This is a genomic window from Paracoccaceae bacterium, assembly GCA_019454225.1.
Taxonomy (GTDB): Bacteria; Pseudomonadota; Alphaproteobacteria; order Rhodobacterales; family Rhodobacteraceae.
This window is the reverse complement of the sequence record CP075370.1, coordinates 2,124,710-2,148,164: the sequence shown is the minus strand read 5'-3', so window position 1 is coordinate 2,148,164 and position 23,455 is coordinate 2,124,710. Positions and strand designations below refer to the sequence as shown.

Sequence of the window (23,455 nt, the reverse complement as noted above, 5' to 3'; positions counted from 1 at the left end):
CATGGCCGGGGCCCGCGCCCCGGCCCGCCGACCTGCCACGGCCGCCGATGACCGAGACCGACGACACCCCCCGGGACACCCTGGTCTGCCGCAACGTCTGGAAGGTGTTCGGCCCCCGCGCGGCCGAACATCTGGCGGCGCTCGGCCCCTTTCCCGATGCCGCGCACCTGGCCGCGCGCGGCCTCGTCCCCGCCGTGCGCGCGGTGGACCTGACCGTCCGGCGCGGCGAGATCTTCGTGATCATGGGACTGTCTGGCTCTGGCAAGTCGACCCTCGTGCGCTGCCTGTCGCGGCTGGTCGAGCCGACGGCGGGCGAAATCCTGTGGAATGGGCAGAACCTGCTGGCCGCCTCCGAGGCCGAGATGACGCAGATCCGGCGGCACCGGATGGGCATGGTGTTCCAGCATTTCGCGCTGCTGCCCCACATGACGGTGCTCGACAACGTGGCCTTCCCGCTGGAGGTGCAGGGCGTGGCACGCGCCCCGCGCGAGGCCCGCGCCCGCGAGATGATCGCCCTTGTCGGGCTTGGCGGGCGCGAGGGCGCCTATCCCCGCCAGCTGTCCGGCGGCCAGCAGCAGCGCGTCGGCATCGCCCGGTCGCTGGCGGGCGAACCCGACCTGTGGTTCCTCGACGAACCCTTCTCGGCGCTCGACCCGCTGATCCGGCGCGAACTGCAGGATGAATTCATCCGCCTGCAATCACGGCTGAAGAAGACCATCGTCTTCATCACCCATGACTTCGACGAGGCGATCCGCCTGGCCGACCGCATCGCCATCATGAAGGATGGTGCCGTGGTGCAATGCGGCACGCCCGAGGCGCTGGTGCTGCATCCGGCCACCGACTATGTGCGCGAATTCACCCGCGCCGTGCCGCAGGCCAAGGTGGTTCGCCTGGCGTCGCTGGTGCAGCCCGGCCCGGTGCCCGGCGGACTGCCCCGCCTGCCCGCCCGCACCACGGTGGCCGAGGCCGGACCGGCCTTCCTGGCCGGGGCCGAGGCCGTCGGCGTGGAACAGGACGGCCAGCCCCTGGGCCTGGTGCGGCGCGACGACGTGATCCGGCTCCTGCTCGGGGGGGGCACATGACGGCGCTGCCCCTCGCCCCGCCGCGCGCGCTGGACGGACGGCTGGTCTGGGCCGCCGCCCTGCTGCTGTCGGCTGCCGTCTGGCTCTGGGGGCAGCCGGTGATCCCCTTCGCCTTCGACTGGCCGCGCGAATGGCGCATCCCGGCCGCCCGATGGATCGGCGACGCGACCACCTGGCTGGTGAAGGAGGCCGCGATCGGCCCGCTCGCCTTCTCCGATGTCACCCGTTTCCTGGCCGCGGTGATCGACCTGCCCTACCGCCTGGCGCTGGCGCTTCTGGCCAACGGGCTGGAACGGGCCGAATCCGGCACCACGCTGCGGTTGCTGCCGCCGCTGTCCTGGGTGGCGGTGACCGGCATCGTGGCGCTGATGGGGCTGTGGGCCGGTGGCGCGGGCCTAGCCGCGCTGACCGCCGTCTGCTTCGGCTTCATCGCCGTGTTCGGGCAGTGGCACAGCGCCATGGTCACGCTGGCCTCGATCCTGGTCGCGGTGCCGCTGGGGGTTGCGGGGGGCCTGGCGCTGGGCATCCTGGCCTGGCGCTGGGCCTGGTTCGACCGCGCGCTGCGCCCGTTTCTCGACCTGATGCAGACCATGCCGGTCTTTGCCTATCTCGTGCCGATCCTGATCCTGTTCGGCTTCGGCCCGACCGCCGCCGTGGTGGCGACGCTGATCTATGCCATGCCGCCGATGACGCGGGTCACCACGCTGGCCCTGAACCGGGTGCCGTCCGAGGCGCATGACCTGGCGCGCATGGTGGGCTGCACCCCGCGCCAGCGGCTGTGGCGCGTGCTGGTGCCATCAGCCCGCGAACCGCTGATGGTGGGCGTGAACCAGGTGATCATGCTGTCGCTGAACATGGTCATCATCGCCTCGATGATCGGCGCGGGGGGGCTGGGGTTCACCGTGCTGAACGCGCTGCGCCGGCTGGACTTCGGCACCGGGCTGCAGGCCGGGCTGGCCATCGTGGCGCTGGCCGTGGCGCTGGACCGGCTGAGCCAGGCGGTGGCGCATCGCGGCTATCGCGCCGCGCCGCCGGGCGGTCCGCTGCGCCGCCATCCCTATCTGTTCGCGGCCTTCGCGCTGGTCGCCTTGACCTTCGTCGCGGGCCTTGCGGTGCCGGCGGTGCAGACCTACCCCGCCTCGGCCCAGATCTCGACCAGCGCCTTCTGGGCGGCCACGGTCGAATGGATCAACGTGACCTTCTTCGACACGCTCGAGGCGATCAAGACGGCCGTGCTGGTCTGGCTCCTGGTGCCGGTCAAGCGGTTCCTGCTGGCGATGCCCTGGCTGGTGGCGGTGGGACTGCTGGGGCTGGCCGGGTGGCGGCTGGGCGGCTGGCGGCTGGCCCTGCTGGTCTCGGGCCTGTCCTTCCTGATCGTGGCGACGGGGCAATGGGAAAAGGCCATGATCACCGTCTATCTCTGCGGCATCTCGGCACTGATCGCCATGGCCATCGGCCTGCCCCTCGGCATCTGGGTCGCCGGGCATGACCGGGGCTGGGCCGTCACCCGCGCCCTCATCGACACGCTGCAGACCCTGCCGTCCTTCGTCTACCTGATGCCGGTCGTCATGCTGTTCCGCGTCGGAGACTTCACCGCCATGATCGCCGTGGTCGCCTATGCCGTGACCGCCTCGATCCGCTACACCGTGCTGGGCCTGCGCGGCGTCGACCCCCGGCTGATCGAGGCCGGGCGCGCCATGGGTGCGACGCGCTGGCAGATCCTCACGCGGATACGGCTGCGTCTGGCGCTGCCGGAAATCCTGCTGGGCCTGAACCAGACGATCATGTTCGCCCTGTCCATGCTGGTGATCACCGCGCTGGTCGGCACCCGCGACCTCGGGCAGGATGTCTATATCGCGCTGACCAAGGCCAACCCCGGCAACGGGCTGGTCGCCGGGCTGGCCATCGCCTTCATCGCCATCATCGCCGACCGCCTGCTGTCCGCCGCCGCGCGGGCCAGCCGCGAACGTCTGGGACTGGAGCGTTCCGCATGATCCCCGATGCGATCCGCGCCCTGCCCTGCTGGCAGGGCCTTGCCGCCGCAGAACCGCTGCCCGGCGGCCTGTCGAACGAGATCTGGAAGGTGACCGACGCGGCAGGCCATCACGTGCTGCGCTTCGGCCGCGATTTCCCCTTCCACCACGTCGACCGCGCACGCGAGGCGATGACGGCGCGCGCCGCCCATGCGGCGGGCTTCGGCCCCGCCGTCGAACATTCCGCGCCGGGGGTCAGCGTCGTGGCCTTCATTCCCGGCCGCACCTTCGCCGCCGCCGATGTCCGCGCCGCGCCCGACCGCATCGGGCGCCTGCTGCGCCGCTTTCACGATGCGATGCCCGCCCATGTCTCGGGCGCGGCCTTCCTGTTCTGGCCGTTCCACGTGATCCGCGACTATGCGCGCACCATCGCGGCCGGCGGATCGCCCTTCGCCCCGCGCCTGCCCGGCTTCCTCGACCTCTCGGCCCGGCTCGAGGCGGCGCAGATCCCCCTGCCGCTGGTCTTCGGCCATCACGACCTGCTGCCCGCCAACATCCTCGATGACGGCGCGCGGCTCTGGCTCATCGACTACGAATATGCGGGTTTCGGCACCGCCATGTTCGACCTCGCGGGCGCCGCCTCGAACGCCGGCATGGACGCGGGCGAAACCGGCGCGCTGCTGCGGGCCTATCTGGGCGATGCGCCCGACGCCGGTTTCCTGCGCGCCTTCGACGCCATGCAATGCGCCAGCCTGCTGCGCGAGGCGATGTGGGCCATGGTGTCGGATCTGCACCTGTCCGCCCCCGGCGCCGACTACCGCGCCTATGCCGCCGAAAACCTCGACCGGCTCGACGCCGCCCTCTCCGCCTTCACCGCACGCCACGGGACACCCTGACCATGACCCTGCCCGCCCACGCCCAGATCGTCGTCATCGGCGGCGGCATCATCGGCTGCTCCACCGCCTATCACCTCGCGCGCGACCACAGGGCCGACGTGATCCTGCTGGAACAGGGGCGGCTGACCTCGGGCTCGACCTGGCACGCGGCCGGGCTTGTCGGGCAGTTGCGGTCCTCGGCCTCGATCACGCGGGTGCTGAAATACTCGGTCGAGCTCTACAAGGGCCTCGCCGCCGAGACCGGCCTCGACACCGGCTGGAAGATGACGGGCTGCCTGCGCCTCGCCACCACCCCCGACCGCTGGACCGAGTTCCGCCGCCTCGCCACGACCGCGAAAAGCTTCGGCATGGAGATGCACCTGATCTCGCCGGCCGAGGTGCAGCGGATGTGGCCGCTGATGGATGTCTCCGATCTGGTCGGCGCGTCGTGGCTGCCGACCGACGGGCAGGCAAGCCCGTCCGACATCACGCAATCGCTGGCCAGGGGCGCGCGGATGCACGGCGCCCGCATCCACGAGGGTGTCGCCGTCACGGGCTTTGCGATGCAGGGCAACCGCATCACCCATGTGGAAACCACGCAGGGCACCATCGCCTGCGAAAGGGTGGTGAACTGCGGCGGCATGTGGGCCCGCCAGATCGGCGCGATGGCGGGCGTCGCGGTGCCGCTGCACCCGGTCAAGCACCAGTACATCGTGACCGAGCGCATTCCCGGCCTGTCGCCCGACGCCCCCACCCTGCGCGACCCCGACCGCCGCACCTATTTCAAGGAAGAGGTCGGCGGGCTGGTGATGGGCGGATACGAACCCGACCCGCAGGGCTGGGTCACCGGCGACATTCCCGGGAACTGGGAATTCCGCCTGTTCGGCGATGACTACGACCATTTCGCGCAGCACATGGAACAGGCCGTCGCCCGCATCCCCGCGCTGGAAACCGCCGGGGTCAAGCAGATGATCAACGGCGCGGAATCCTTCACCCCCGATGGCAACTTCATCCTGGGGCCCGCGCCCGAATGCGCCAACATGTACGTGGGCGCGGGTTTCAACGCCTTCGGCATCGCCTCGGGCGGCGGCGCGGGCTGGGTGCTGGCCGAATGGGTGATGCGCGGCGAGGCGCCGCTCGACCTCTGGGCGGTCGACATCCGCCGCTTCTCGGGCCTGCACCGCGACCGCGACTGGGTGGCGATGCGCACCCTGGAAGCCTATGGCAAGCACTACACCGTCGCCTTCCCGCATGAGGAATACAGCTCCGGACGCCCCCGCATCGTGTCGCCCCTCTACGAACGCCTGAAGGCCCGGCGCGGGGTCTTCGGCTCGAAACTCGGCTGGGAACGCCCCAACTGGTTCGCGCCCGAGGGTGTCGAGGCGCGCGACATCTATTCCATGGGCCGCCAGAACTGGTTCGCCCCGGTGGGGCAGGAACATGCCCATGTCCGCGCGCATGCCGGGCTGTTCGACCAGTCGTCCTTCGCCAAGTACGAACTGTCCGGCCCGAGGGCGGCCGAGGCGCTGGAATGGATCTGCGCCAACCGCGTGGCGCGCGAACCGGGGCGGCTGACCTATACCCAACTACTGAACACCCGCGGCGGCATCGAGGCCGACCTGACCGTGGCCCGCCTGTCGGACGACCGCTTCTACATCGTCACCGGCACCGGTTTCCGCACCCACGACTTCGGCTGGATCGCCGACCACCTTCCCGCGGAGGGCGTGACCTTCGAGGACGTGACCGAAGGCTGGGGCACGCTGTCGCTGATGGGGCCGCAGGCGCGCGCCATCCTGTCGGCGGTGACATCCGATGACGTGTCGAACGCGGCCTTCCCCTTCGGCCATGTCCGCAGCCTCGACATCGCCGGAACCCGGGTCCGCGCCCTGCGTGTCACCTATGTCGGCGAACTCGGCTGGGAACTGCACATCCCCCTCGACCGGCTGGGCGAGGTCTATGACGCGCTGATGGCGGCCGACCCGGCCCTGCGGCCCGTGGGCTATCGCGCGCTCGAATCGCTGCGGCTGGAAAAGGGCTATCGCGCCTGGTCCTCCGACATCACGCCCAACGACACGCCGTTCGAGGCGGGCCTCGGCTGGGCGGTCAAGATGCGGGGCAACACCCCCTTCCTCGGGCGCAGCGCGCTGGAAGGGCTGGCGGGCGCGCCCCTGGCCAAGCGCCTGATGACCCTTGCCGTCGCAGACCCCGCCGCGGTGCTTCTGGGCCGCGAGACGATCCTGCGCGACGGCACGCCGGTGGGCTATCTGACCTCGGGCGGGCATGGCTATACGGTCGGCCGGGGCATCGGCCTGGGGTATCTGCGCCACCCGGCAGGCGTCACCGATGACTGGCTGGCGGCAGGCAGCTATGCCCTTGTGGTGGCGGGCGACATCGTGCCCGCGACCCTGGCCGCCGGGCCCCTGCACGACCCCGCCGGAACCCGTATCCGCGCCTGACCGGCGGGTCAGGCGGCGGCCCTGTCGCCCAGGATCTCGGGCAGCTTCACCTCGACCCAGCCGGCCAGCGCCAGCACCCGCTCCGCCGCCTCGCGGCCCAGCGGCGTCAGCGAATAGTCCACATGCGGCGGCACCACCTGATGCGCCACGCGCCGCACCATGCCATCGGCCTCCAGCACCTGCAGGGTCTGCGCCAGCATCCGCTCGCTGACCCCGCCGATCCGGCGGCGCAATGCGGAAAACCGGTGCGTGCCGGTCGACAGCGCCACCATCACCAGCACCCCCCAGCGGCTTGTCAGATGCTGAAGGATCGCCCGCGACGGGCATTCCGCCGCCATCACGTCGCCCCGCCCGATCCTGTCCAGCAGGGCGATGGCATCGGTTTCGGGGGTGCTTTCGGGGGGCATCGGAACCTCGTCGCTCTCGCTGCACGCGCGATACTTACACAAATGTAGGTACTTCCCTTTCGTAAGTAAAGCGCTATCTCCCTCCCGCACAGCCACGAAAGGATCGCCCGCCATGACCACCATCGCCGTCACCGCAGCCACCGGCCAGCTCGGCCGCCTGGCCATCGAGGCCCTCAAGAACCGGGGCGCCGCCCCCGTCGCGCTCGCCCGCAGCCCCGGCAATGCCACCGGCCTGGGCGTCGCCGTGCGCGCCTTCGACTATGCCTCCGCCGATCCCGCAGCGCTGCGGGGGGTGGACGTGCTGGTCCTGATCTCGTCGAACGACCTGCAGGACCGGGTGGGCCAGCACCGCGCCGCCATCGCGGCGGCCCGCGCGGCGGGTGTCGGCCGCATCGTCTATACCTCGCTGCTCCGGGGCGCGGCGAACCCGATGCTGCTGGCGCTCGACCACGGCCCGACCGAGGCCGCGCTGGCCGAAAGCGGCATTCCCGCCACGATCCTGCGCAACGGCTGGTATACCGAGAACTACACCGGCGCGCTGGGCGCGGCGCTGGCCCATGGCGCCATCCTCGGCGCGGCGGGCCATGGCCGCGTGTCCTCGGCCGCGCGCCGCGACTATGCCGAGGCGATTGCCGTCGCGGCGCTCGATCCGGCCCATGCGGGCAAGATCCATGAACTCGCCGGCGACAGCGCCCACACCGGCGCCGAACTGGCCGCCGCCGTGGCCGCCGCGTCCGGCAAGCCCGTCGCCTATGTCTCGATGCCCGCGGCCGACTACGCAACCGCGCTGGAAGGGTTCGGCCTGCCGCCGGTCTTTGCCCGCGCCCTGGCCGACAGCGAGACCCACGCCGCCCGGGACGTGCTGTTCGACGACAGCCGCACCCTGTCGCGCCTGATCGGACGGCCCACCACGCCGATGCCCGACACCGTCGCAGCGGCGCTCGCCGCGCTGTGACGGGAACGGCCGGGGCGCGGCAAGCCGGATTGCCGCCCCCGTGGCACCCGTCTATCCTGCCCGCAACATCAGGGAGCCACGCATGTCCGATACCGCCCGCGCCACCATCGCCGCCTATTACGATGCCTTCAACGCGGGCGATGCCGCCGGGATGCTGGCGCAGGTCACCGACGATGTCGAACACCGCGTGAACGAGGGCGGCATCCGCCGGGGCCGCGCGCTCTTTGCCGAATTCTGCGCCCACATGGGGGTCAGCTATCGCGAGACGCTGCGCGACATGGTGATCTTCGCCAACCCCGAGGGCACGCGCGGCGCCGCCGAATTCACCGTCCACGGCACCTATCTGCAAACCGACCCCGGCCTGCCCGAGGCGCGGGGCCAGACCTACATCCTGCCCGCCGGGGCCTTCTTCGACCTGCGCGACGGCAGGATCGCGCGCGTCACCACCTTCTACAACCTCAGGGACTGGGTGGCCCAGGTCTCGGCCTGATCCGGGGCGCGCACGCGCGCGCGGGTCTTGACCCTGCGGGGCCCCGCGCGTCAGGATCGGACCACAGGAGGGGGGCACGCAGGATGGCCGGGGGTTGGGCAAGGGACGGCGCGGTCGAGGAACAGATCGAGGCCTCGATCGCCGAGGAACTGGCCCGCCTGCGCGCCCGCAACCCCCTGCCCGCCGGCACCAGCCGCGACACCTGCGCCGAATGTGACGAACCGATCCCCGAGGCGCGCCGCGCCGCCCTGCCCGGCGTCAAGCTCTGCATCGACTGCCAGTCCGCGCGCGACGCCCGGCCGCAGTCGCGGGGCGGCATCAACCGGCGCGGGTCCAAGGACAGCCAGCTGAAGTGACGGTCGCGCTGCGCACCCTGACCGGCGCCGCGCTCGACGGCGCCCTTGACGACCTTGCCGCGCTGCGCATCGCGGTGTTCCGCGACTGGCCCTATCTCTATGACGGCGACACCGCCTATGAACGGGCCTACCTGCAGACCTATCGCGACAGCCCCGGCGCCATCCTCGTCGGAGCCTTCGACGCGGAACGGCTCGTCGGCGCCGCCACCGGCACCCCGATGGAAGATCACGACGGCTTCGCCACGGCCTTTGCCGGAACCGGCCACGACCTGTCGCGCATCTTCTACTGCGCCGAGTCGGTGCTGCTGCCCGCCTACAGGGGCCGGGGCCTGGGCCATGCCTTCTTCGACGCGCGCGAGGCCCACGCCCGCCACCTCGGCCGCAGCCACAGCGCCTTCTGCGCCGTGATCCGCCCGCCCGACCATCCCGCCCGGCCCACCGACTACCGCCCGCTGGATACCTTCTGGCGCAGGCGCGGCTACGCCCCGCTGCCCGGTGTCACCGCCGCCTTCCGCTGGCGCGACCTGGGCGAGACGGCCGACAGCGAAAAGCGCCTGCAGTTCTGGCTCCGCACCCTCTGATCCCGCCCGGCCGGTCCCCGGCCCGCGCGTTGCGTTAACCCCGGATGCCGCGCGCTGCGTGTCGGGACGGATGCCATACGCCGAACCGACGCCTGCGGGACGGCGGCCAGCCACCCGCCAACCCCGGATTTCAAGGCGTTAACCCCCGATTCGCAGAATTCGCTTGAAATCCCGCCCGCTGCGGCGCATATGCCCCCCGCAGCCCGCCGCCGCGCGGGCCGGAACCCATTGCGGAGAGACCATGGCCAAGGAAGACATCCTCGAATTCCCCGGCGTCGTGAAGGAACTCCTGCCCAATGCGACGTTCAAGGTCGAACTCGAGAATGGCCATGAACTCATCGCCACGATGGCAGGCAAGATGCGCAAGAACCGCATCCGTGTTCTGGCGGGCGACAAGGTGCAGGTCGAAATGACCCCCTACGACCTGACCAAGGGCCGGATCAACTATCGCTTCAAGTAACCGTGTCAAATCAACAGGTTGGCCACCCGCGTCTGATCCTCGGATCGGCCAGCCCCCGGCGCCTCGAACTGCTCGGCACGCTGGGCATCCGGCCCGATGCCATCCGCCCCCCCGACATCGACGAAGATCCCCGTCCGGGGGAACTGCCGCTGCCCTATTGCCTGCGGCTGGCCCGTGAAAAGGCGCTGGCCGTCACGGCGGGCAATGACGATGTGGTGCTTTGCGCCGACACCACCGTGGCGCTCGGCCGCCGGATCCTCGGCAAGCCCCGAGATGCCGCCGAGGCCGCTGATTTCCTTGTGAAACTTTCGGGACGCCGGCACCAGGTGATCACCGCCGTCGCGGTCCGCCGGGGTGAACGCCTCTGGCTGCGCGACAGCCGGTCCGAGGTCAAGGTCAAGCGCCTGTCCGATCTGGAACTGAACGGCTACCTCGCTTCGGGCGACTGGCAGGGCAAGGCGGGGGGCTACGGCATCCAGGGCCTCGCCGGGGCTTTCATCCCTTGGATATCAGGCAGTTACACCGGCATCATGGGCCTGCCCGTGGCCGAGACGGCGGCCCTTCTGGCCGCCGCCGGATACCCCGTCTGGAGCATCGCATGACCGGTCGCCTCGTCCTGCTCGACACCGTCGCGGGCCGCCCCGCCGCAGCATTGCTGGTCGATGGCCAGCTTGAGGATCTGCTGGTCGACCCCGAGGGTGATGACCTGCTGCCCGGCGCCATCTGCCGCGCGCTGGCCGACCGCCCGATGAAGGGAATGGGCGGCATGTTCCTGAAATTGCCGGGAAATCAGACCGGATTCCTGCGCCAGACCGATGGCGTCGCGGCCGGTCGTCCGCTGGTCGTGCAGGTCACCGGCCCGGCCGAACCGGGCAAGGCGCTGCCGGTCAGCACCCGCCTGCTGTTCAAGTCGCGCCACGCCATCGTCACCCCCGGCGCGCCCGGCCTCAACATCTCGCGCAAGCTGCGGGACGAAACGCTACGGGCGGAACTCGAAGCGCTCGCCACCGCGGGCATGGCAGGTGCCCCCGGGGATTTCGGGCTGATCCTGCGCTCGGCCTGCGCCCATGCCACCGACGACGAGATCGCCGAAGACATCGCCGCCATGCGCGGTCTGGCCGAGGCGGTGACGCAGGATCTGACCGGCCCGCCCGAGCTGCTGGTCGAGGGCGCCGGCGCCCATGAAACCGCCTGGCGCGACTGGGCCGACCCGCCCCCCGATGCCGTCGAGCAGGGCACTTTCGCCGCCCACGGCCTGCCCGAGATGATCGACACCCTGCTGTCGCCCCGCGCCCCCCTGCCCGGCGGCGGCCATCTCTGGATCGAGCCGACGCGCGCCCTCGTCGCCGTTGATGTCAACACCGGGTCCGACAGCTCGCCCGCCGCCGGGCTGAAGGCGAACATCGCCGCCGCCCGCGACCTGCCCCGCCAGTTGCGGCTGCGTGGCCTGGGGGGACAAGCCGTTGTGGACTTCGCCCCCTTCCCCAAGAAGGAGCGGCATATCCTCGACCAGGTGATCCGCGCCGCCTTCAAGGGCGAGGGGGCGGAAACCGCGCTTTCGGGATGGACGACGATGGGGCTCTACGAACTCCACCGCCGCCGCGACCGGCTGCCACTGGCCAGGCTGCTGCCCGGGGGCGTGCCCTGATGCCCTGCCCGGTCTGCCGCAAGCCCACGGTGCCCGAACACCGCCCCTTCTGTTCCCGCCGCTGCGCCGACGTCGACCTCGGGCGCTGGCTGACCGGCAGCTACGTCCTGCCCGGCCCCCCTGCCGAGGATGACGACCCCGCCCCGCCGCGCCCGACAGAACCGCTGTGATCCGCAAAACCCCTCTGGACAGCCCCCCCGCCCTCGACTAAACCCCCCACACCCGCGCGGGGGTCCCCGCGCAGACGGGGCCCAGATAGCTCAGTTGGTAGAGCAGCGGATTGAAAATCCGCGTGTCGCTGGTTCGATTCCGGCTCTGGGCACCACTTTCCCCTCCGAAAACAACCGATGACATCCAATATCTCTTGGTTTACAAGGGTTTTGTATCTTGGTTTGTCCGATGTGCTCCACCCTTGTCCGCGTCGATCCGGCCGGTTTGGGGGTATAGGTGGGGGTATCGTCGGGCCTTTGGTAAAGGCGGTACCCCCAGATGCCCTTGAGTGATGCAGCGGTCAGGAACCTGAAGCCGCGCGAGATGCAATACAAGGTCGCGGACTTTGACGGGCTTTTCGTTCTCGTGAAGCCCACTGGCGCGCGGCTGTGGCGGTTCAAGTATCGGATCGGCGGCAAGGAAAAACTGCTGTCGATCGGCCCCTATCCGGAAACGAGTCTGGCCGAAGCCCGGGCAAGGCGCGACGAGGCCCGGTCGATGGTTGCCAAGGGGGTCGATCCCAGCGAGGCCAAGCAGGCGCAGAAAAGGCAGGATCAGGTTCAGGAAAGCCTGACCTTCGCGGCTCAGGCCCGCGAATACCTCGACAAGGTTCATCGCGAAGGGCGCGCAGACATGACCATGCGCAAGCTGGAATGGCTTCTCGACATGGCCGTTGCAGATCTAGGCGATCGTCCGATCCAGGACATCACCGCCCCCGACGTTCTGCGCTGTCTGCGCAAGGTGGAAGCGCGCGGCACCCATGAGACGGCGCGCCGACTGCGCTCCACCATCGGCACGGTGTTTCGCTTCGCTGTCGCCTCGGGGGCTGCAACAACCGATCCGACCCATGCCCTGCGCGATGCGCTCGTGCGCCCGACGGCCACGCCAAGGGCTGCCATAGTCGATGCGGCGGAACTGGGCAGGTTGATGCGCGCCATCGCGGGATATGAAGGGCAGGCGGTTACCAGGATTGCGCTGGAGCTTCTGGCGCTGCTGGTGCCGCGACCCGGCGAACTGAGGCAGGCGCGCTGGAGCGAAGTGGACATGGCAGCAGCTATCTGGTCGATCCCAGCCGAACGGATGAAGATGCGCCGCCCGCATCGCGTACCGCTGCCGGAACGGGCGCTTGTCTTGCTGAAGGATCTGAAGGCCCTGACCGGGCACACCGAGTTTCTGCTGCCCTCCCTTGTCTCGGTGAAGCGTGTGATGAGCGAAAACACGTTGAACACAGCCCTGCGCCGCATGGGCTATGGCGCCGACGAAATGACCGCGCATGGCTTCCGGGCAAGCTTTTCGACGCTGGCGAACGAAAGCGGCCTCTGGAACCCCGATGCGATCGAGCGGGCGCTGGCCCATGTCGAGGCCAACGACGTGCGCCGAGCATATGCGCGGGGCGAACATTGGGGAGAGCGCGTCAGGATGGCCAGTTGGTGGGCGGAGCGGCTTGAAGCCTTGACCGCCGCGGCCTGAGATGAACGGCAAGGGTGGGCAAATGGTGGATGACGATGAAAGGGCCGATCTGATCCAGCGGATCATCGACGGAGCGCTAGGGCCGCTGGCACAGTGGCGGCGGCCGGTTTCGCACCCGAGTGTCGGCCCGGCCTTTCCGGAGGTCTTCGACCGGTTCGAGCAGGACATTTCCCAAATGCGCACCGCGCTGGAAAATCGCCTCGCGCTGTGGTCGATGGCGGAACTCGGCGATATCCAGATCGAGAGTGAAGCACCCGGATTGAATCCCTTGTTCGACAAGGGCGGAAGGCTTTCACGGCTGGCCGCCGACCTGCAACGCCTCAAGAACCATGTTCCCGCAGATTTCCTGGGTGGATGGTCTGTCGGGGGGAAAGAAATCGACCTTCCTTACTGGACCGCGTTCCAGTCGGTTGCTCTTGACGAAGCGGTATTCCTGAGCCTTGGCCGGGAACCGCGAAAGGCGAACATCGATGCCTTCTGGGCGCGTTACGGGCAATCTGACGAAGAAGACACAATGTTGTATTTCCTCGAGGACAGGCGGGAACTGATCGCCAATGCCATGGGCTGTGACCCTGAAAGCGGCAAGGGACGCGTGGTGTTGAAGTCCTTCCTCGACTGGGTCGAAGAAACCCGACTTCCGATCGACACCGGGTTTCACCAAGCCTTGAGGACGCGCTTCCTGCCGGAAGGGGGCAGCTCCGGGGCCGAAGCCATGCCGCCTGCACCGGTTGGCAACCCCGACAATCGCATGATCGAGTCTCGTGAGCGCAACTCGCTTGCCAAGCTGATCACCGCAATGGCGATCGACGGTTACAACTTCGACCCGAAAACGCCGCGCAGTCATGTCCCCAAGAAACTGGAAGGCATCGCAGCGCTCTTGGGGCTTGAGATCACCGCTGACACGATTCGCAAGTATCTGAGGCTTGGCGCCCAGTATCTGCCGGATGGGTGGAACAGGAAAGGCGACTGATCCCAGCAGGATTAGCGGTTTTTGAATTATAATAAAAACAGAGACTTGTCGCTATTCGTCTTGCTGATCTGCTGTTCCGCCTCAGACTGAACGGTACCACGCGAATTGACCTCGTCCTGCAACGCATTCCCTTGCACCGAGGTGAACGAAGATGTCCGTCAACGACTTTCCCGAGACCGGTCTTGTCCGGCTTTCCGCCATCCTTGCGCCGGTTGGCCCAATCCCCGTTGCGAAATCAACCTGGTGGGCGGGGGTGCGCACGGGGCGCTTTCCGCAGCCCCTGAAGCTTGGCCCTCGCACCACTGTCTGGCGTGCGGAAGACATTCGCGCCCTGTTCGAAGGGACGCGCGATGCGTGAAAGGATCCGGATTGCATCGATCAGATCCGCCCGCGTGATGACCATCCCCGAGACGGCGCGTGCGATCGGCGTTTCGACGGGGGCCGTGCGGGACTGGATCCGCAAAGGGCTGCCGGTCCTGGGGGATGACAGGCCGACCCTCGTTCGGGGCGCCGATCTCAAGGCCTGGCTGGCTGCGCGCAAGCGAAGCCGCCGCATCGATCTCGCACCGCATGAGTTCATGTGCCTGCGCTGCAAGGCCGCCCGCGTGCCCCTTGGCGGTCTGGTCGATTGCCGGGTTCAGAACGGCCGCACGCTGCGCCTCGAAGCCATATGCCCCGATTGCGACACGCAGATGCACCGCTTTGCGGCACAGGCCGCCCTCGCCGAAATCGTCCGCCTGTTCGATGTCAATCTCATCGAGCGGCGGAAGCCCTGAAAGAGACCTTCACCCCCCTCTCAAACCATCACTTCCGAAGGAACGCCGATGTCGAGCAAGATCAACGAAAAGAACGAACGCATGAAGCGCCTCTACGCACGCTGGAAGGCCGAGGCCCGGCGCGCCGACCAAAGCACCGTCGACAAGGCGCTGGACGCCATCGATCGATTCAGTCGGCATACGGCTGCAAGGGATTTCCGCGCCTTCTCGGTGGAACAGGCGATCAGCTTCAAGCGGTCCCTTGAGGAAACGCCGAGTGCGCGCACGGGCGCTCCGCTTTCGAAGGCAACGGTCGACGGCATTCTCCGCGCGGTCAAGGATTTCTTAGACTGGCTTGCCGATCAGCCGGGCTATCGCTCGCGCATCCAGCGGCGGGACCTCGAGTACTTCAATCTGGGCGCCAAGGGCGTTCGCATCGCGCATGCTGTGCGGTTCAAGCGTGTTCCGACGCGGGAACAGTGCGACCATGCCTTTCGTCAGATGCCGGAAAGGACCGTGTTCGATCAGCGCGACAAGGCGATCTTTGCCATGCTGATGCTGACTGGCGCCCGGGACGGTGCGCTGGCGTCCTTTCAGTTGGGCAATGTCGATCTGGTTGACGGCTGCGTTCATCAGGATGCGCGGCAGGTGAACACCAAGTTCGCGAAGTCCTTCACCACCTGGTTCTTCCCGGTCGATCCTATCTATCGTGCAACGCTCGAGGCCTGGATTGGGACGCTGCGCCAGCAGCACATGTTCGGCCCTGGCGATCCCCTGTTTCCCAAGGCCCGCATGGGCGTCATCGACGGCGCCTTCACGGCGGTCGGCCTGTCGCGCGAACCTTTCGGCAATGCCGCCAAGGTCCGCGAAGTGGTCAAGCGGGCCTTTCAGGCTGCGGAGCTGCCCGCGGTCAACCCACACAGTTTCCGCGACATGCTGGTGGCTTTCGGGAGCGAGATCTGCGTTGGCCCCGCCGCCTTCAAGGCGTGGTCGATGAATCTGGGCCATGACAGCGTGGTGACGACGATGAGCGCATACTGCAACATCCCGGTGTCCAGCCAGCGGGAGGTAATGAAGGGTATGCGGGCGTAGTCGCATTGTTCATCCTCCGACAATGGGCCGGCCGTAGCCATCATCGGCCCGCCGCGCTCGTCCAGAGTGCAGCATGTACTGCCGGCCCGGCCTTTCTGGGGAGCGCCTCTCTTTATCGTTGCGCCGGGTCACCATGCAGTCGCGTGTTGATGAGACCACCCTGTCGACGTCAATTGCCTTTGACAAACCCCTGATCCTGCAGCCGCCCAAGTGCTTCGAGGGCGTGGCGGGCCTGAATGTCGGAGGGAATCCGGCGCGGCATGGAAGCACATACCTCGAGGATCTGCATGTCCTTTGGCGTGAGGCGCTTCCGTTCTCGCCCCCAGACAAGGACATCCTGCCAGAAATTCGCGCCCAGCGTCACGACTTCCGATTGGGCGTTGATGCCTTCGGTCATCGCCTTCTTCGCCTTCTCGTCGCGCTTTGTGGCCCGAGCGGTGTCCACGAGGGTCAGGCAGCTTTCGAAGTCTTCGGCGTAGTCGAGCCTGCGACCCTTGATGCCATTCCAGCATGCCTGCTGTTTCGCCCATTCCGACATGTTGCGTACACCAGCCGGGGGATTGGTGATGACGTCGTGCGCCTCGGCTGCAGCCAGAAGCAGCGCGCGCTGAAGGGCTTCGGATACAGACTGCCTCCGCCAGATCGCATCGAGGTCGAGGACCTGTTTTTCGCCGTTGCCATCGTGAAAAACCTTCGCCATGGCGTACGTGACGATGTTGGCACGATAGCCACCCTCGTACCAGGGCTGCTTCGGAACCTCGGTCTCGAGCAAGCGAAACACGATCGCCTTCGAGATCAGGCGCTTGTACCAGAGCTCGTCATACTTGGCATCGCTCTTCGACCATGCCTCACCGATCTCCTTGGCGAACTCGGCGAAGTTCTTCTGGGCGCCTGACGTTGCCCCCGACCTTTATCCAGCGTGAGCGAGACTCCGGGTTTGAGTTTTGCCCATTTGGGCGGTTTGGGCAACGGGGGCTGGCGCGGAGCTTTGCGGGTTGCGCAGCGTCAGGCCCCATTGCGGGGTGAAGGTTTGGGCGAACTCGGCAGGGGTCTGCCATCCGAGGCGGGAGTGGGGGCGTTCGGTGTTGTAGTCCTTGCGCCAGGCCGCGAGCGTGGCGCGGGCGTGGTTCAGGGACGGGAACAGCGTTTCGTTCAAAAGCTCGTCGCGCAGGCGGCCATTGAAGCTCTCGATGAAGGCGTTCTGGGTCGGCTTGCCCGGCGCGATGTAGTGCCAGTCGATCTTGCGGTCGTCCGCGAAGGTCAGGATCGCGTTCGAGGTGAACTCGGTGCCATTGTCGCTTACCACTGTTCCTGGCTTGCCGTGGGTCTCGAACAGCGTGGCCAGTTCCCGCGCCACCCGTGCGCCTGAGAGCGAGGTGTCGGCGATGAGGGCGAGGCATTCCCGTGTGCAGTCGTCGACCACGGTCATGATCCGGAAGCGGCGGCCATCGGTCAGCTGGTCGGAGACAAAGTCGAGCGACCACCGCTGGTTCGGCATCAGCGGCAGCGCCATCGGGGCTCGCGTGCCAATGGCCCGTTTGCGGCCACCGCGACGCCGGACATGCAGCCGTTCTTCGCGGTAGATGCGGAACAAGCGCTTATGGTTCACCTCGTGGCCTTCGCGGCGCAGAAACACATGCAGCCGCCGATAGCCGAACCGGCGGCGCACCCTCGCCAACTCCTTCAGCCGCTCGCGCAGCACAGGGTCGTCCTGCCGGATCGCCTCGTAGCGCATGGTCATCCGGCAACAGCCGATCACCCGACACGCCCGCCGTTCGCTCATCCCGTGGCCCGCCACCAGATGCGCGACTGCTTGCCGCTTCGCGGCGGGCGTCACCACTTTTTTCCAAGGAGATCCTTCAGCGCGGCATTATCCAGCATCGCGTCCGCCAGCAGCCGTTTCAGACGGGCGTTCTCGTCCTCGAGCCCCTTCAGGCGCTTGGCCTCGCTGACATCCATGCCGCCATACTTGGCCTTCCACTTGTAGACGGTCGCATCGCTGACGCCGTGCTTGCGGCACAGATCGGCAACGGAAACCCCGGCCTCATGCTCCTTCAGAATGCCGATGATCTGATCTTCAGTGAACCTGCTGCGCTTCATCTCTGGTCCTCTCGGTTGGGCCAGAACCTATCTCGAACTGGATTAGGTGGAGGGGGCAACGTCACCCCGCGCCGCGCCTTGACCTCGATGCAGTCGGCCTTCAGCTCGAAATCCTTTGGTGCGCCAGAAGGCCCCGTCCAGGCGGTCAGCGCCGGTTTGGCACCGAGCGTGGAAATCAGCAGCTTCAGCACTTCGATCTCGCCGATCAAGCCCTTCTGGGCTTCTTCCGACAGCACTTCGAGCTTTCCGCCGCGTAGCAGATAGTGCCAGCGGAAGGTGCGGCCGATGGCGCGTTCGAGCGCCTCGGGCTCCGTCTCGGCAAGCTCGCCAGCCGCCATCACATCCCGGCAGAGGGTCTCGAACAGCTCCAGCTGGGCGCTGTCCTTGAGGCGGATGTAGAGGATCGGGCCACCGGGCAGTGTCTGGAACCGGATTTCGAGGTTACGCAGCTTTGGCAGGTCTGGGGCGGGTTTCGGCAGGTTGGACAATTGCAGGACAAGGGCCACATCCGCCCGCGGCATCACTGCCCAGAACCAGTTCCACCGTGCCGATGCCGAAACCCGGCGCGTGTCCACCTTTCCGGCCTCGAGGCCGGACCATGGCGTGTCAGTCGGTATCACCGCGCGCCTCCTCCTCGATGTCTTCATCGCCAAACATCTCGCGCATGCGGATGGTATTGACGATGTATTCCACCGTGCCGCCTGCGATCTTGCTGGACGGGAACGAAAGACCCCAGGCGAGGACGTCTTTTCCATAGATGAGCTTGCCATCCGCATCTTCGATTTTCGGCCGCACGAGTCGCATGATCAATAGCGGTCGTCGTCCCGCTACCGACCTGTAGTAACTGGGGTTGATGGTAGACTTCGGTTTTGCATCGGGACGGTCGCGCCTGAAGGCCTCCTCTGCAGCCGCGATCTGTTCGTCCGTCAGCCCTTCGCGTTCATCCTCGGCCGAACCGACTCGGCGGCTTGTGCCGCTGATCGTCAGAACGCCCTTTGCGAAGTCGCGGGGGTCGACCGACCGTCCGTTTGGCACAAGACTCAGATGCCCAAAGCCGACTGGATCGAACTCCTTTCTCGTCGAACTGGCAATGAATACGTCCCACAGCCGCAATTCACTGTCGGCGCGGGCGGCGATGTAGTCGCGGATCAGCTTGGGGTCCGTCAGAAGGTCAGCCGGCACATTTGCCGGATCCGTGCGGAAGGTCCGCACGAACGCGTCGATCCGGCCGACTGCCACTCCCTTCACCATGTGACCGCGGCTTCGCTGCTCGAACGCAAGACCATCTGAAACCATGTCCCGCAGCAGCGCCTCGCCTGCCGCAAGGTTGCGCCGCATCAAGCCCTCATCGGCAACGATGCGTGTCGTTTCGACCAGTTTCTCTTCCAGGCTGACCTTCATGGGGAACTCGCGCCCCGTGCCCATCTTGTTTCTCGCCGTCACGATCAGCGATTCCGGGTGGCTGCGGACGGCGAGGCCGAATTGCTCGGGCGTCGCCTTGGCCAGTTCCATGCGCTTCAGTTGGGTCTGCAGGTCGTCCATCGCCTCGTGGATATGGGCATACCAGCCCACTCCATCGGCAGGGATCCAGATCCGGCACAGATCCTCGTAGCCCGGCCGGTAGCCGAACCATCGACCCATCTGCATCAGGGTGTCATACATCATGGAGTTCCGCAGGAAATAGCTGATGGTCAGCCCTTCCAGCGTCAGCCCGCGCGAGAGGGAGAAACCGCCGACGGCAATCACCGTCACGCCATGTTCGCCGCCTTGGTCATAGTCGAGCGGCTGCGACCGCTTTGATGCGTTGACCTCGACAACCCGCGCGGCAACTACAACCTCGTGCAGGCGAGCTTGGACGTTGGGCCAGTCCGCACCTCCGGCCTCGGCGAACTCGGACTCCCAGACCGCATGCAGGGCAGCGATCTCGGGGTTGCGCAGCGCTGCCTTCCCTTTGGCCCCGTCGACCGCGACCGCGTCCCGCATCCTGTCGACCACATCGGCCACTCGAGACCGCAACCGCCCCTGGACATCAGTGAAGCGTGAGGCGTTGATCAGCATCGAGGCATGCGCTGCCTGCTGGCCCCGGGCATTTCGGATCGCCCGCGCGACGACAAAGGCGCGCACGGCACGGATGAGGCTCTCCGGCAGCACATCGACCGGATGGTCGATCTTGTGCTTCATCGGCAGGACATCCTCGTTGTCGTCGATCAGACGGACATGCAGTTCGCGGGCATCGAGAAACACCTTCTGCGCCCCGAAGTAGTTGGACGGCGCATCGAGGCCGATGATGAAGTGCCGCGGGAACAGGTCCTGCTTCAGCGCATCGTCATCGGTATCCGGGTCGATGAAGATGTTGGCGAAGGGCGTCGCCGTGTAACCGACATAGCAGCTGCGGTGGAACATCGACAGCAGCTGCCGGAGCTGCCCGTTGATCCGGGTCACCTCGTCGCGCGAATAGGCTGTGTTGATCGAGGCGTTGTCGGCCTCGTCGTCGATCAGCAGCATGGGCTGGCTGACCATCCTCTTTGCCCCGGTTGCGGAGTGTTCCTCCAGCCATTCCAGCAGGTTCTTCAGCGTGCTGGAGTTCTTCTTGATCACCAGCACGACGGGCACGTTATATTGCCCGATCTGGCTGGTGTTCGTGGTCGCCGTAGCCTTGTTGAAGTCGCGCAGAGTGTTGGTGAGAGAAACCGGAAACTCCCGCTGATCGAACTGGCCGACACCGATGATCTTCTGGCGCTGCGCCTTGTTGGCGTGGGCCAGCCGACCGGTGTCCCGGCCAATGAAGCCCTCGTCGATGCGCGCCTGGGTCTGGTTGCGCAGGTTGTTGTGGATCCCTGCGATCACGACGATCAGGCGATAGCCCGCATCCGCCGCCTTGCAGATCAGCCCCGTGTAGTTGGCGGTCTTGCCGCTCTGCACATGGCCCACGACCATGCCGCGGCGACTCCAGGGGCTGAGGTTGCGGGGATTGCCCAGCCGATCCAGCACCCGATCCGTCACCTCGTCCGTCGCGTCGATCACCGACTTCGGCAGTCCCTTCAGGTTCAGGAGCTTGCGATACCGGCCCCAGTAGAAGTCCTCGATTTCGCCATTGATCCGGGCGTCATGCAGCCAGGGGCGGAAATCCTCGGAATCGACGATGGCGCCGAAGCCCATGCTGATGCCGTATTTTTCCTCGATGTGGGGTCGCTCGGAGGCGATCAGCCCCGAGTGGTTGTTGAATCTTGTCTCAGACGTGCGATGCTGGCTGCCTGTCCCGTCGGTACGGAGCGTCGCGTTGGAAGAGCCTGGTTCAAACTGGTCCGTTGAGGCCGTTGAACTCGCGGTTGCGGGCTACTTCGATCTTTGGAAACTAAATCTGGAGGGACAATCTCCGGTCAAGCTGCACAAATATCGCGAGATCGCCGAAGTTACTGGCCGGAATGTAAAGTCGGTGGAGCGCAAATTCCAGAATATCAGCGCCGTTCTTGAGCGGATCGGACTTCCCTGGCTGCCTGGTCTTGCGCCCCTAAGAAATTATCAGCATGCTTTGATTGCGGCTGTCGAAGCCCGAGTCGATGGTTTCTGGAACTTTGAATTTCCTGACAAGCGTGACGACACAGATCTTGCAGATGCGACCATTCTCTTCCCCGAGCAAACGCCTCTGATCGAGCCTCCTGTGGTTTCGACGAACTCGGACCTGGAGCGGCTTGCCCGCAAATTTGATCCTGCTCTACGCGATCTTCGGAACAGAAAGACCGGCCTGATTGGCGAAGAGCTTGTCTATCACTCCGAAATTGCTCGGCTCTCTCAGGCCGGGCGTCCCGACTTGGCAAAGAAGGTGAAGTGGGTCTCGCAAGAAGAAGGAGACGGGGCCGGATATGATATCCGATCGTTCGAAGCCGACGGAACTGAGCGTTTCTTTGAGGTCAAGACCACAATTGGGCACAGACGCACACCGTTCTTCCTGTCCCGGAACGAGCGCGAATTTGCAGAGGAAGCGCCGGACAAGTTCCGGATTTTCAGGCTCTACGAAGTTGGCAAGGCGCCGCGCTCGTTCCTGATCGCACCCCCACTCGACTCTGCACTAATCTTGGAGCCATCCGTCTATCGCGCATCCTTCGGCTGACGTTCCCTAGGCGGGCAGCCTCGCGAACCGTCAGGCTGCGGCACTGCAACGGGTCCGGGTGGATGAAATAGTGCCCGTCATTCGAAGTATGGCTGGTCACGGTCGTCGAAGGCTCGTGTGCAAGCTGGACGCGAAAGCGGTCATTGAAGACGCCGCTGAGCCAGTTACGGTGATCCGGGCTGAGGGCTAGCGGAAAGTCGGCCGCCTTGGGGCTGAAGCCACGCACCTTGCCGAAGACCGTGGCAAACAGGTAGCGGCCGAGGTCCGCGGCCATGTGACCCCTGGTTTCGTGCTGGGCCAGCGCGCGCAAGCCGGGACGCTCCAGCCAGCGCATCAGGTCGTCATTCGATGTTCCATAGCCCGCAGGGAGCATGGTGGAAGAGCGTCTGGTTTCGGCGCCGTGCTTCAGCAGTTCCGCGACTTCAAGAAACCTGGGCCGCAGGGCACCGTCCTCCTTGCCCTTGAATATCTTCGCGAGAAGCTTTGCGACGTCTGCGACCTCCCTTCGCCACGCCGCGGGCGTGTCGACAGCGCGGCTGATGCCGCTGCGCAGGGGCGGCATGTTGCCGATGGTCTCTGCGACTGTGCGGGTTGGGCCTGACACCGCGATCCTGGCGCCGGTGGCCCGAGTTGCCAGATCCGACCTGATGCCGACGATGATGACGCGGTGGCGGCGCTGCGGAACACCGAACGCCTCGGCACGCACGATGAAGTCGGCTGGCCTCATGGCCTCTTGCAGAGTGGCCCATCCGTCCGCGAGACGGATCGCCCGCAGCTCGTAGTGATGGCCGTGCCCCGTGCCAAGGGAAGCCAGATCCTCCATCAGCATCTCGAACACGAGGCGGCTTTCGACGGTCGAGGACAGCATGCCCTTGACGTTTTCCATGATGAAGGCGGCGGGTCGCAACCGGTCCAGCACCCGGATGTATTCCCGGAACAGGTAATGCCGATGGTCTTCTTCCGGCACGTAGTCCGCCTTGCCCCGCGAGCGTGCCCTTCCAACCAGCGAATAGGCCTGGCAGGGTGGACCGCCGATCAGGATCGTGTCGTCGAAGCTCCGTCGCAGCCGATCGATGGACTCGTCGATGGCCGCGGCGGCATCTTCACTGCCCAGTTCGAGACAGCGCGACTCAGCCGTCGCCTCGGCCCATGCGGCGGCGTCCACCGCGCACCAGTCCGGTTCGTCCGCAAGGCCGGCATGGAACGTAACGAAGGCATCCGGCAGGGCGCCGTGTCGCGAGACATGGGCACGCACAAACGCGCGCAGCCGGAGCGTCCGGTGTGCCGATGCCTCCTTCTCGACCGAAATCCCGATCTGGAAAGGGTGCTGACCGCCAGCCTCCAGAGCGGCAAAACCCTCTCCAAGGCCGCCCGGACCGGCGAAAAGATCGACAATGCCGAAAGTGGCTGGCAAATCAGGGACCTCTCGCAAACGAAACATCGGGTGTATAGCAGGTCAAGAGG

General features: G+C 66.7%; 24 protein-coding genes and 1 tRNA gene. 19 read left to right on the top strand and 6 right to left on the bottom strand.

All coding sequences use genetic code 11. The features are described from left to right. The first annotated feature begins 47 nt into the window (after window positions 1-47). The 4 genes from KF887_10175 to KF887_10160 are packed head-to-tail and all read left to right on the top strand — an operon-like array spanning window position 48 to window position 6,386. Window positions 48-1,082, top strand: coding sequence for a betaine/proline/choline family ABC transporter ATP-binding protein (locus tag KF887_10175; GenBank protein QYK39842.1), 1,035 nt, complete (start codon window positions 48-50; stop codon window positions 1,080-1,082). Then, the gene (locus KF887_10170; GenBank protein ID QYK39841.1) at window positions 1,079-3,076 is read left to right on the top strand and encodes an ABC transporter permease subunit; all 1,998 of its coding nucleotides are present in this window, start codon (window positions 1,079-1,081) and stop codon (window positions 3,074-3,076) included. The genes KF887_10175 and KF887_10170 overlap by 4 nt, the downstream gene beginning before the upstream one ends. Beyond that, window positions 3,073-3,951, top strand: coding sequence for a phosphotransferase (locus tag KF887_10165; GenBank protein QYK39840.1), 879 nt, complete (start codon window positions 3,073-3,075; stop codon window positions 3,949-3,951). The genes KF887_10170 and KF887_10165 overlap by 4 nt, the downstream gene beginning before the upstream one ends. 2 nt (window positions 3,952-3,953) lie before the next feature. Further along, window positions 3,954-6,386, top strand: a complete 2,433-nt coding sequence (locus KF887_10160) for an FAD-dependent oxidoreductase (protein ID QYK39839.1) — start codon at window positions 3,954-3,956, stop codon at window positions 6,384-6,386. Window positions 6,387-6,394: 8 nt separating this feature from the next. Here KF887_10160 and KF887_10155 read toward each other — a convergent pair whose 3' ends face one another. Next, entirely contained in the window at window positions 6,395-6,793 is a 399-nt protein-coding gene (locus tag KF887_10155) for a helix-turn-helix transcriptional regulator (GenBank protein ID QYK39838.1), read from the bottom strand. Window positions 6,794-6,905: 112 nt separating this feature from the next. Here KF887_10155 and KF887_10150 point away from each other — a divergent pair, with 112 nt between their 5' ends. From KF887_10150 to KF887_10085, 14 genes are all read left to right on the top strand, one after another. Then, entirely contained in the window at window positions 6,906-7,748 is an 843-nt protein-coding gene (locus KF887_10150; protein QYK39837.1) for an NmrA family NAD(P)-binding protein, read from the top strand. Window positions 7,749-7,830: 82 nt separating this feature from the next. Then, window positions 7,831-8,238, top strand: a complete 408-nt coding sequence (locus KF887_10145; protein QYK39836.1) for a nuclear transport factor 2 family protein — start codon at window positions 7,831-7,833, stop codon at window positions 8,236-8,238. 83 nt (window positions 8,239-8,321) lie between these two features. Then, window positions 8,322-8,594: a DksA/TraR family C4-type zinc finger protein gene (locus KF887_10140; protein ID QYK39835.1), complete on the top strand. Its 273-nt coding sequence runs from the start codon at window positions 8,322-8,324 to the stop codon at window positions 8,592-8,594. Beyond that, the gene (locus KF887_10135) at window positions 8,591-9,175 is read left to right on the top strand and encodes a GNAT family N-acetyltransferase (GenBank protein QYK39834.1); all 585 of its coding nucleotides are present in this window, start codon (window positions 8,591-8,593) and stop codon (window positions 9,173-9,175) included. Before KF887_10140 ends, KF887_10135 begins: the two co-directional genes overlap by 4 nt. 241 nt (window positions 9,176-9,416) lie before the next feature. Next, window positions 9,417-9,635 (top strand): translation initiation factor IF-1, encoded by a 219-nt coding sequence (infA, locus tag KF887_10130; GenBank protein ID QYK39833.1) that lies wholly within the window; start codon window positions 9,417-9,419, stop codon window positions 9,633-9,635. Window positions 9,636-9,637: 2 nt separating this feature from the next. Beyond that, the gene (gene maf, locus KF887_10125) at window positions 9,638-10,237 is read left to right on the top strand and encodes a septum formation protein Maf (GenBank protein QYK39832.1); all 600 of its coding nucleotides are present in this window, start codon (window positions 9,638-9,640) and stop codon (window positions 10,235-10,237) included. Further along, entirely contained in the window at window positions 10,234-11,283 is a 1,050-nt protein-coding gene (locus tag KF887_10120; GenBank protein ID QYK39831.1) for a ribonuclease E/G, read from the top strand. Before maf ends, KF887_10120 begins: the two co-directional genes overlap by 4 nt. Then, window positions 11,283-11,453, top strand: coding sequence for a DNA gyrase inhibitor YacG (yacG, locus tag KF887_10115; protein QYK39830.1), 171 nt, complete (start codon window positions 11,283-11,285; stop codon window positions 11,451-11,453). The genes KF887_10120 and yacG overlap by 1 nt, the downstream gene beginning before the upstream one ends. A gap of 79 nt (window positions 11,454-11,532) precedes the next feature. Continuing rightward, window positions 11,533-11,608 (top strand) — tRNA-Phe (locus tag KF887_10110). Window positions 11,609-11,772: 164 nt separating this feature from the next. Beyond that, window positions 11,773-12,963 carry an integrase arm-type DNA-binding domain-containing protein gene (locus KF887_10105; protein ID QYK39829.1) on the top strand — a complete coding sequence of 397 codons (1,191 nt, stop codon included), beginning with the start codon at window positions 11,773-11,775 and terminating at the stop codon, window positions 12,961-12,963. Between the two features lie 22 nt (window positions 12,964-12,985). Further along, window positions 12,986-13,933, top strand: a complete 948-nt coding sequence (locus tag KF887_10100; protein QYK39828.1) for a hypothetical protein — start codon at window positions 12,986-12,988, stop codon at window positions 13,931-13,933. 151 nt (window positions 13,934-14,084) lie between these two features. Next, complete coding sequence (locus KF887_10095; protein QYK39827.1) at window positions 14,085-14,291, top strand: AlpA family phage regulatory protein; 207 nt, start codon at window positions 14,085-14,087, stop codon at window positions 14,289-14,291. A gap of 37 nt (window positions 14,292-14,328) precedes the next feature. After that, a complete protein-coding gene (locus KF887_10090; protein ID QYK39826.1) occupies window positions 14,329-14,709 on the top strand; it encodes a helix-turn-helix domain-containing protein in 381 nt (126 codons plus the stop codon). 48 nt (window positions 14,710-14,757) lie between these two features. Then, entirely contained in the window at window positions 14,758-15,780 is a 1,023-nt protein-coding gene (locus KF887_10085) for a site-specific integrase (GenBank protein QYK39825.1), read from the top strand. A gap of 169 nt (window positions 15,781-15,949) precedes the next feature. On the opposite strand, the gene KF887_10080 is transcribed toward KF887_10085, so the two are convergent. The 4 genes from KF887_10080 to KF887_10065 all read right to left on the bottom strand — a co-directional run bounded on the left by KF887_10080 (window position 15,950) and on the right by KF887_10065 (window position 21,039). Further along, window positions 15,950-16,636 carry an AIPR family protein gene (locus KF887_10080; GenBank protein ID QYK43516.1) on the bottom strand — a complete coding sequence of 229 codons (687 nt, stop codon included), beginning with the start codon at window positions 16,634-16,636 and terminating at the stop codon, window positions 15,950-15,952. Window positions 16,637-16,690: 54 nt separating this feature from the next. Next, window positions 16,691-17,880 (bottom strand): IS3 family transposase gene (locus KF887_10075; protein QYK39824.1). Its coding sequence is split into 2 segments (ribosomal slippage): window positions 16,691-17,622 and window positions 17,622-17,880, totalling 1,191 coding nucleotides; the frame shifts between segments, so codons are not numbered across the junction. Continuing rightward, a complete protein-coding gene (locus KF887_10070; protein ID QYK39823.1) occupies window positions 17,877-18,500 on the bottom strand; it encodes a PD-(D/E)XK motif protein in 624 nt (207 codons plus the stop codon). The genes KF887_10075 and KF887_10070 overlap by 4 nt, the downstream gene beginning before the upstream one ends. Beyond that, window positions 18,487-21,039, bottom strand: coding sequence for a Z1 domain-containing protein (locus KF887_10065; protein ID QYK39822.1), 2,553 nt, complete (start codon window positions 21,037-21,039; stop codon window positions 18,487-18,489). The genes KF887_10070 and KF887_10065 overlap by 14 nt, the downstream gene beginning before the upstream one ends. On the opposite strand from KF887_10065, the gene KF887_10060 reads away from it, so the two are divergent. Next, window positions 21,023-21,991 carry a DUF3883 domain-containing protein gene (locus KF887_10060; protein ID QYK39821.1) on the top strand — a complete coding sequence of 323 codons (969 nt, stop codon included), beginning with the start codon at window positions 21,023-21,025 and terminating at the stop codon, window positions 21,989-21,991. The two genes, KF887_10065 and KF887_10060, sit on opposite strands and share 17 nt — an antisense overlap. Here KF887_10060 and KF887_10055 read toward each other — a convergent pair. Further along, window positions 21,885-23,405, bottom strand: a complete 1,521-nt coding sequence (locus KF887_10055; GenBank protein ID QYK43515.1) for a DNA cytosine methyltransferase — start codon at window positions 23,403-23,405, stop codon at window positions 21,885-21,887. The genes KF887_10060 and KF887_10055 overlap by 107 nt on opposite strands. Window positions 23,406-23,455: the final 50 nt, after the last annotated feature.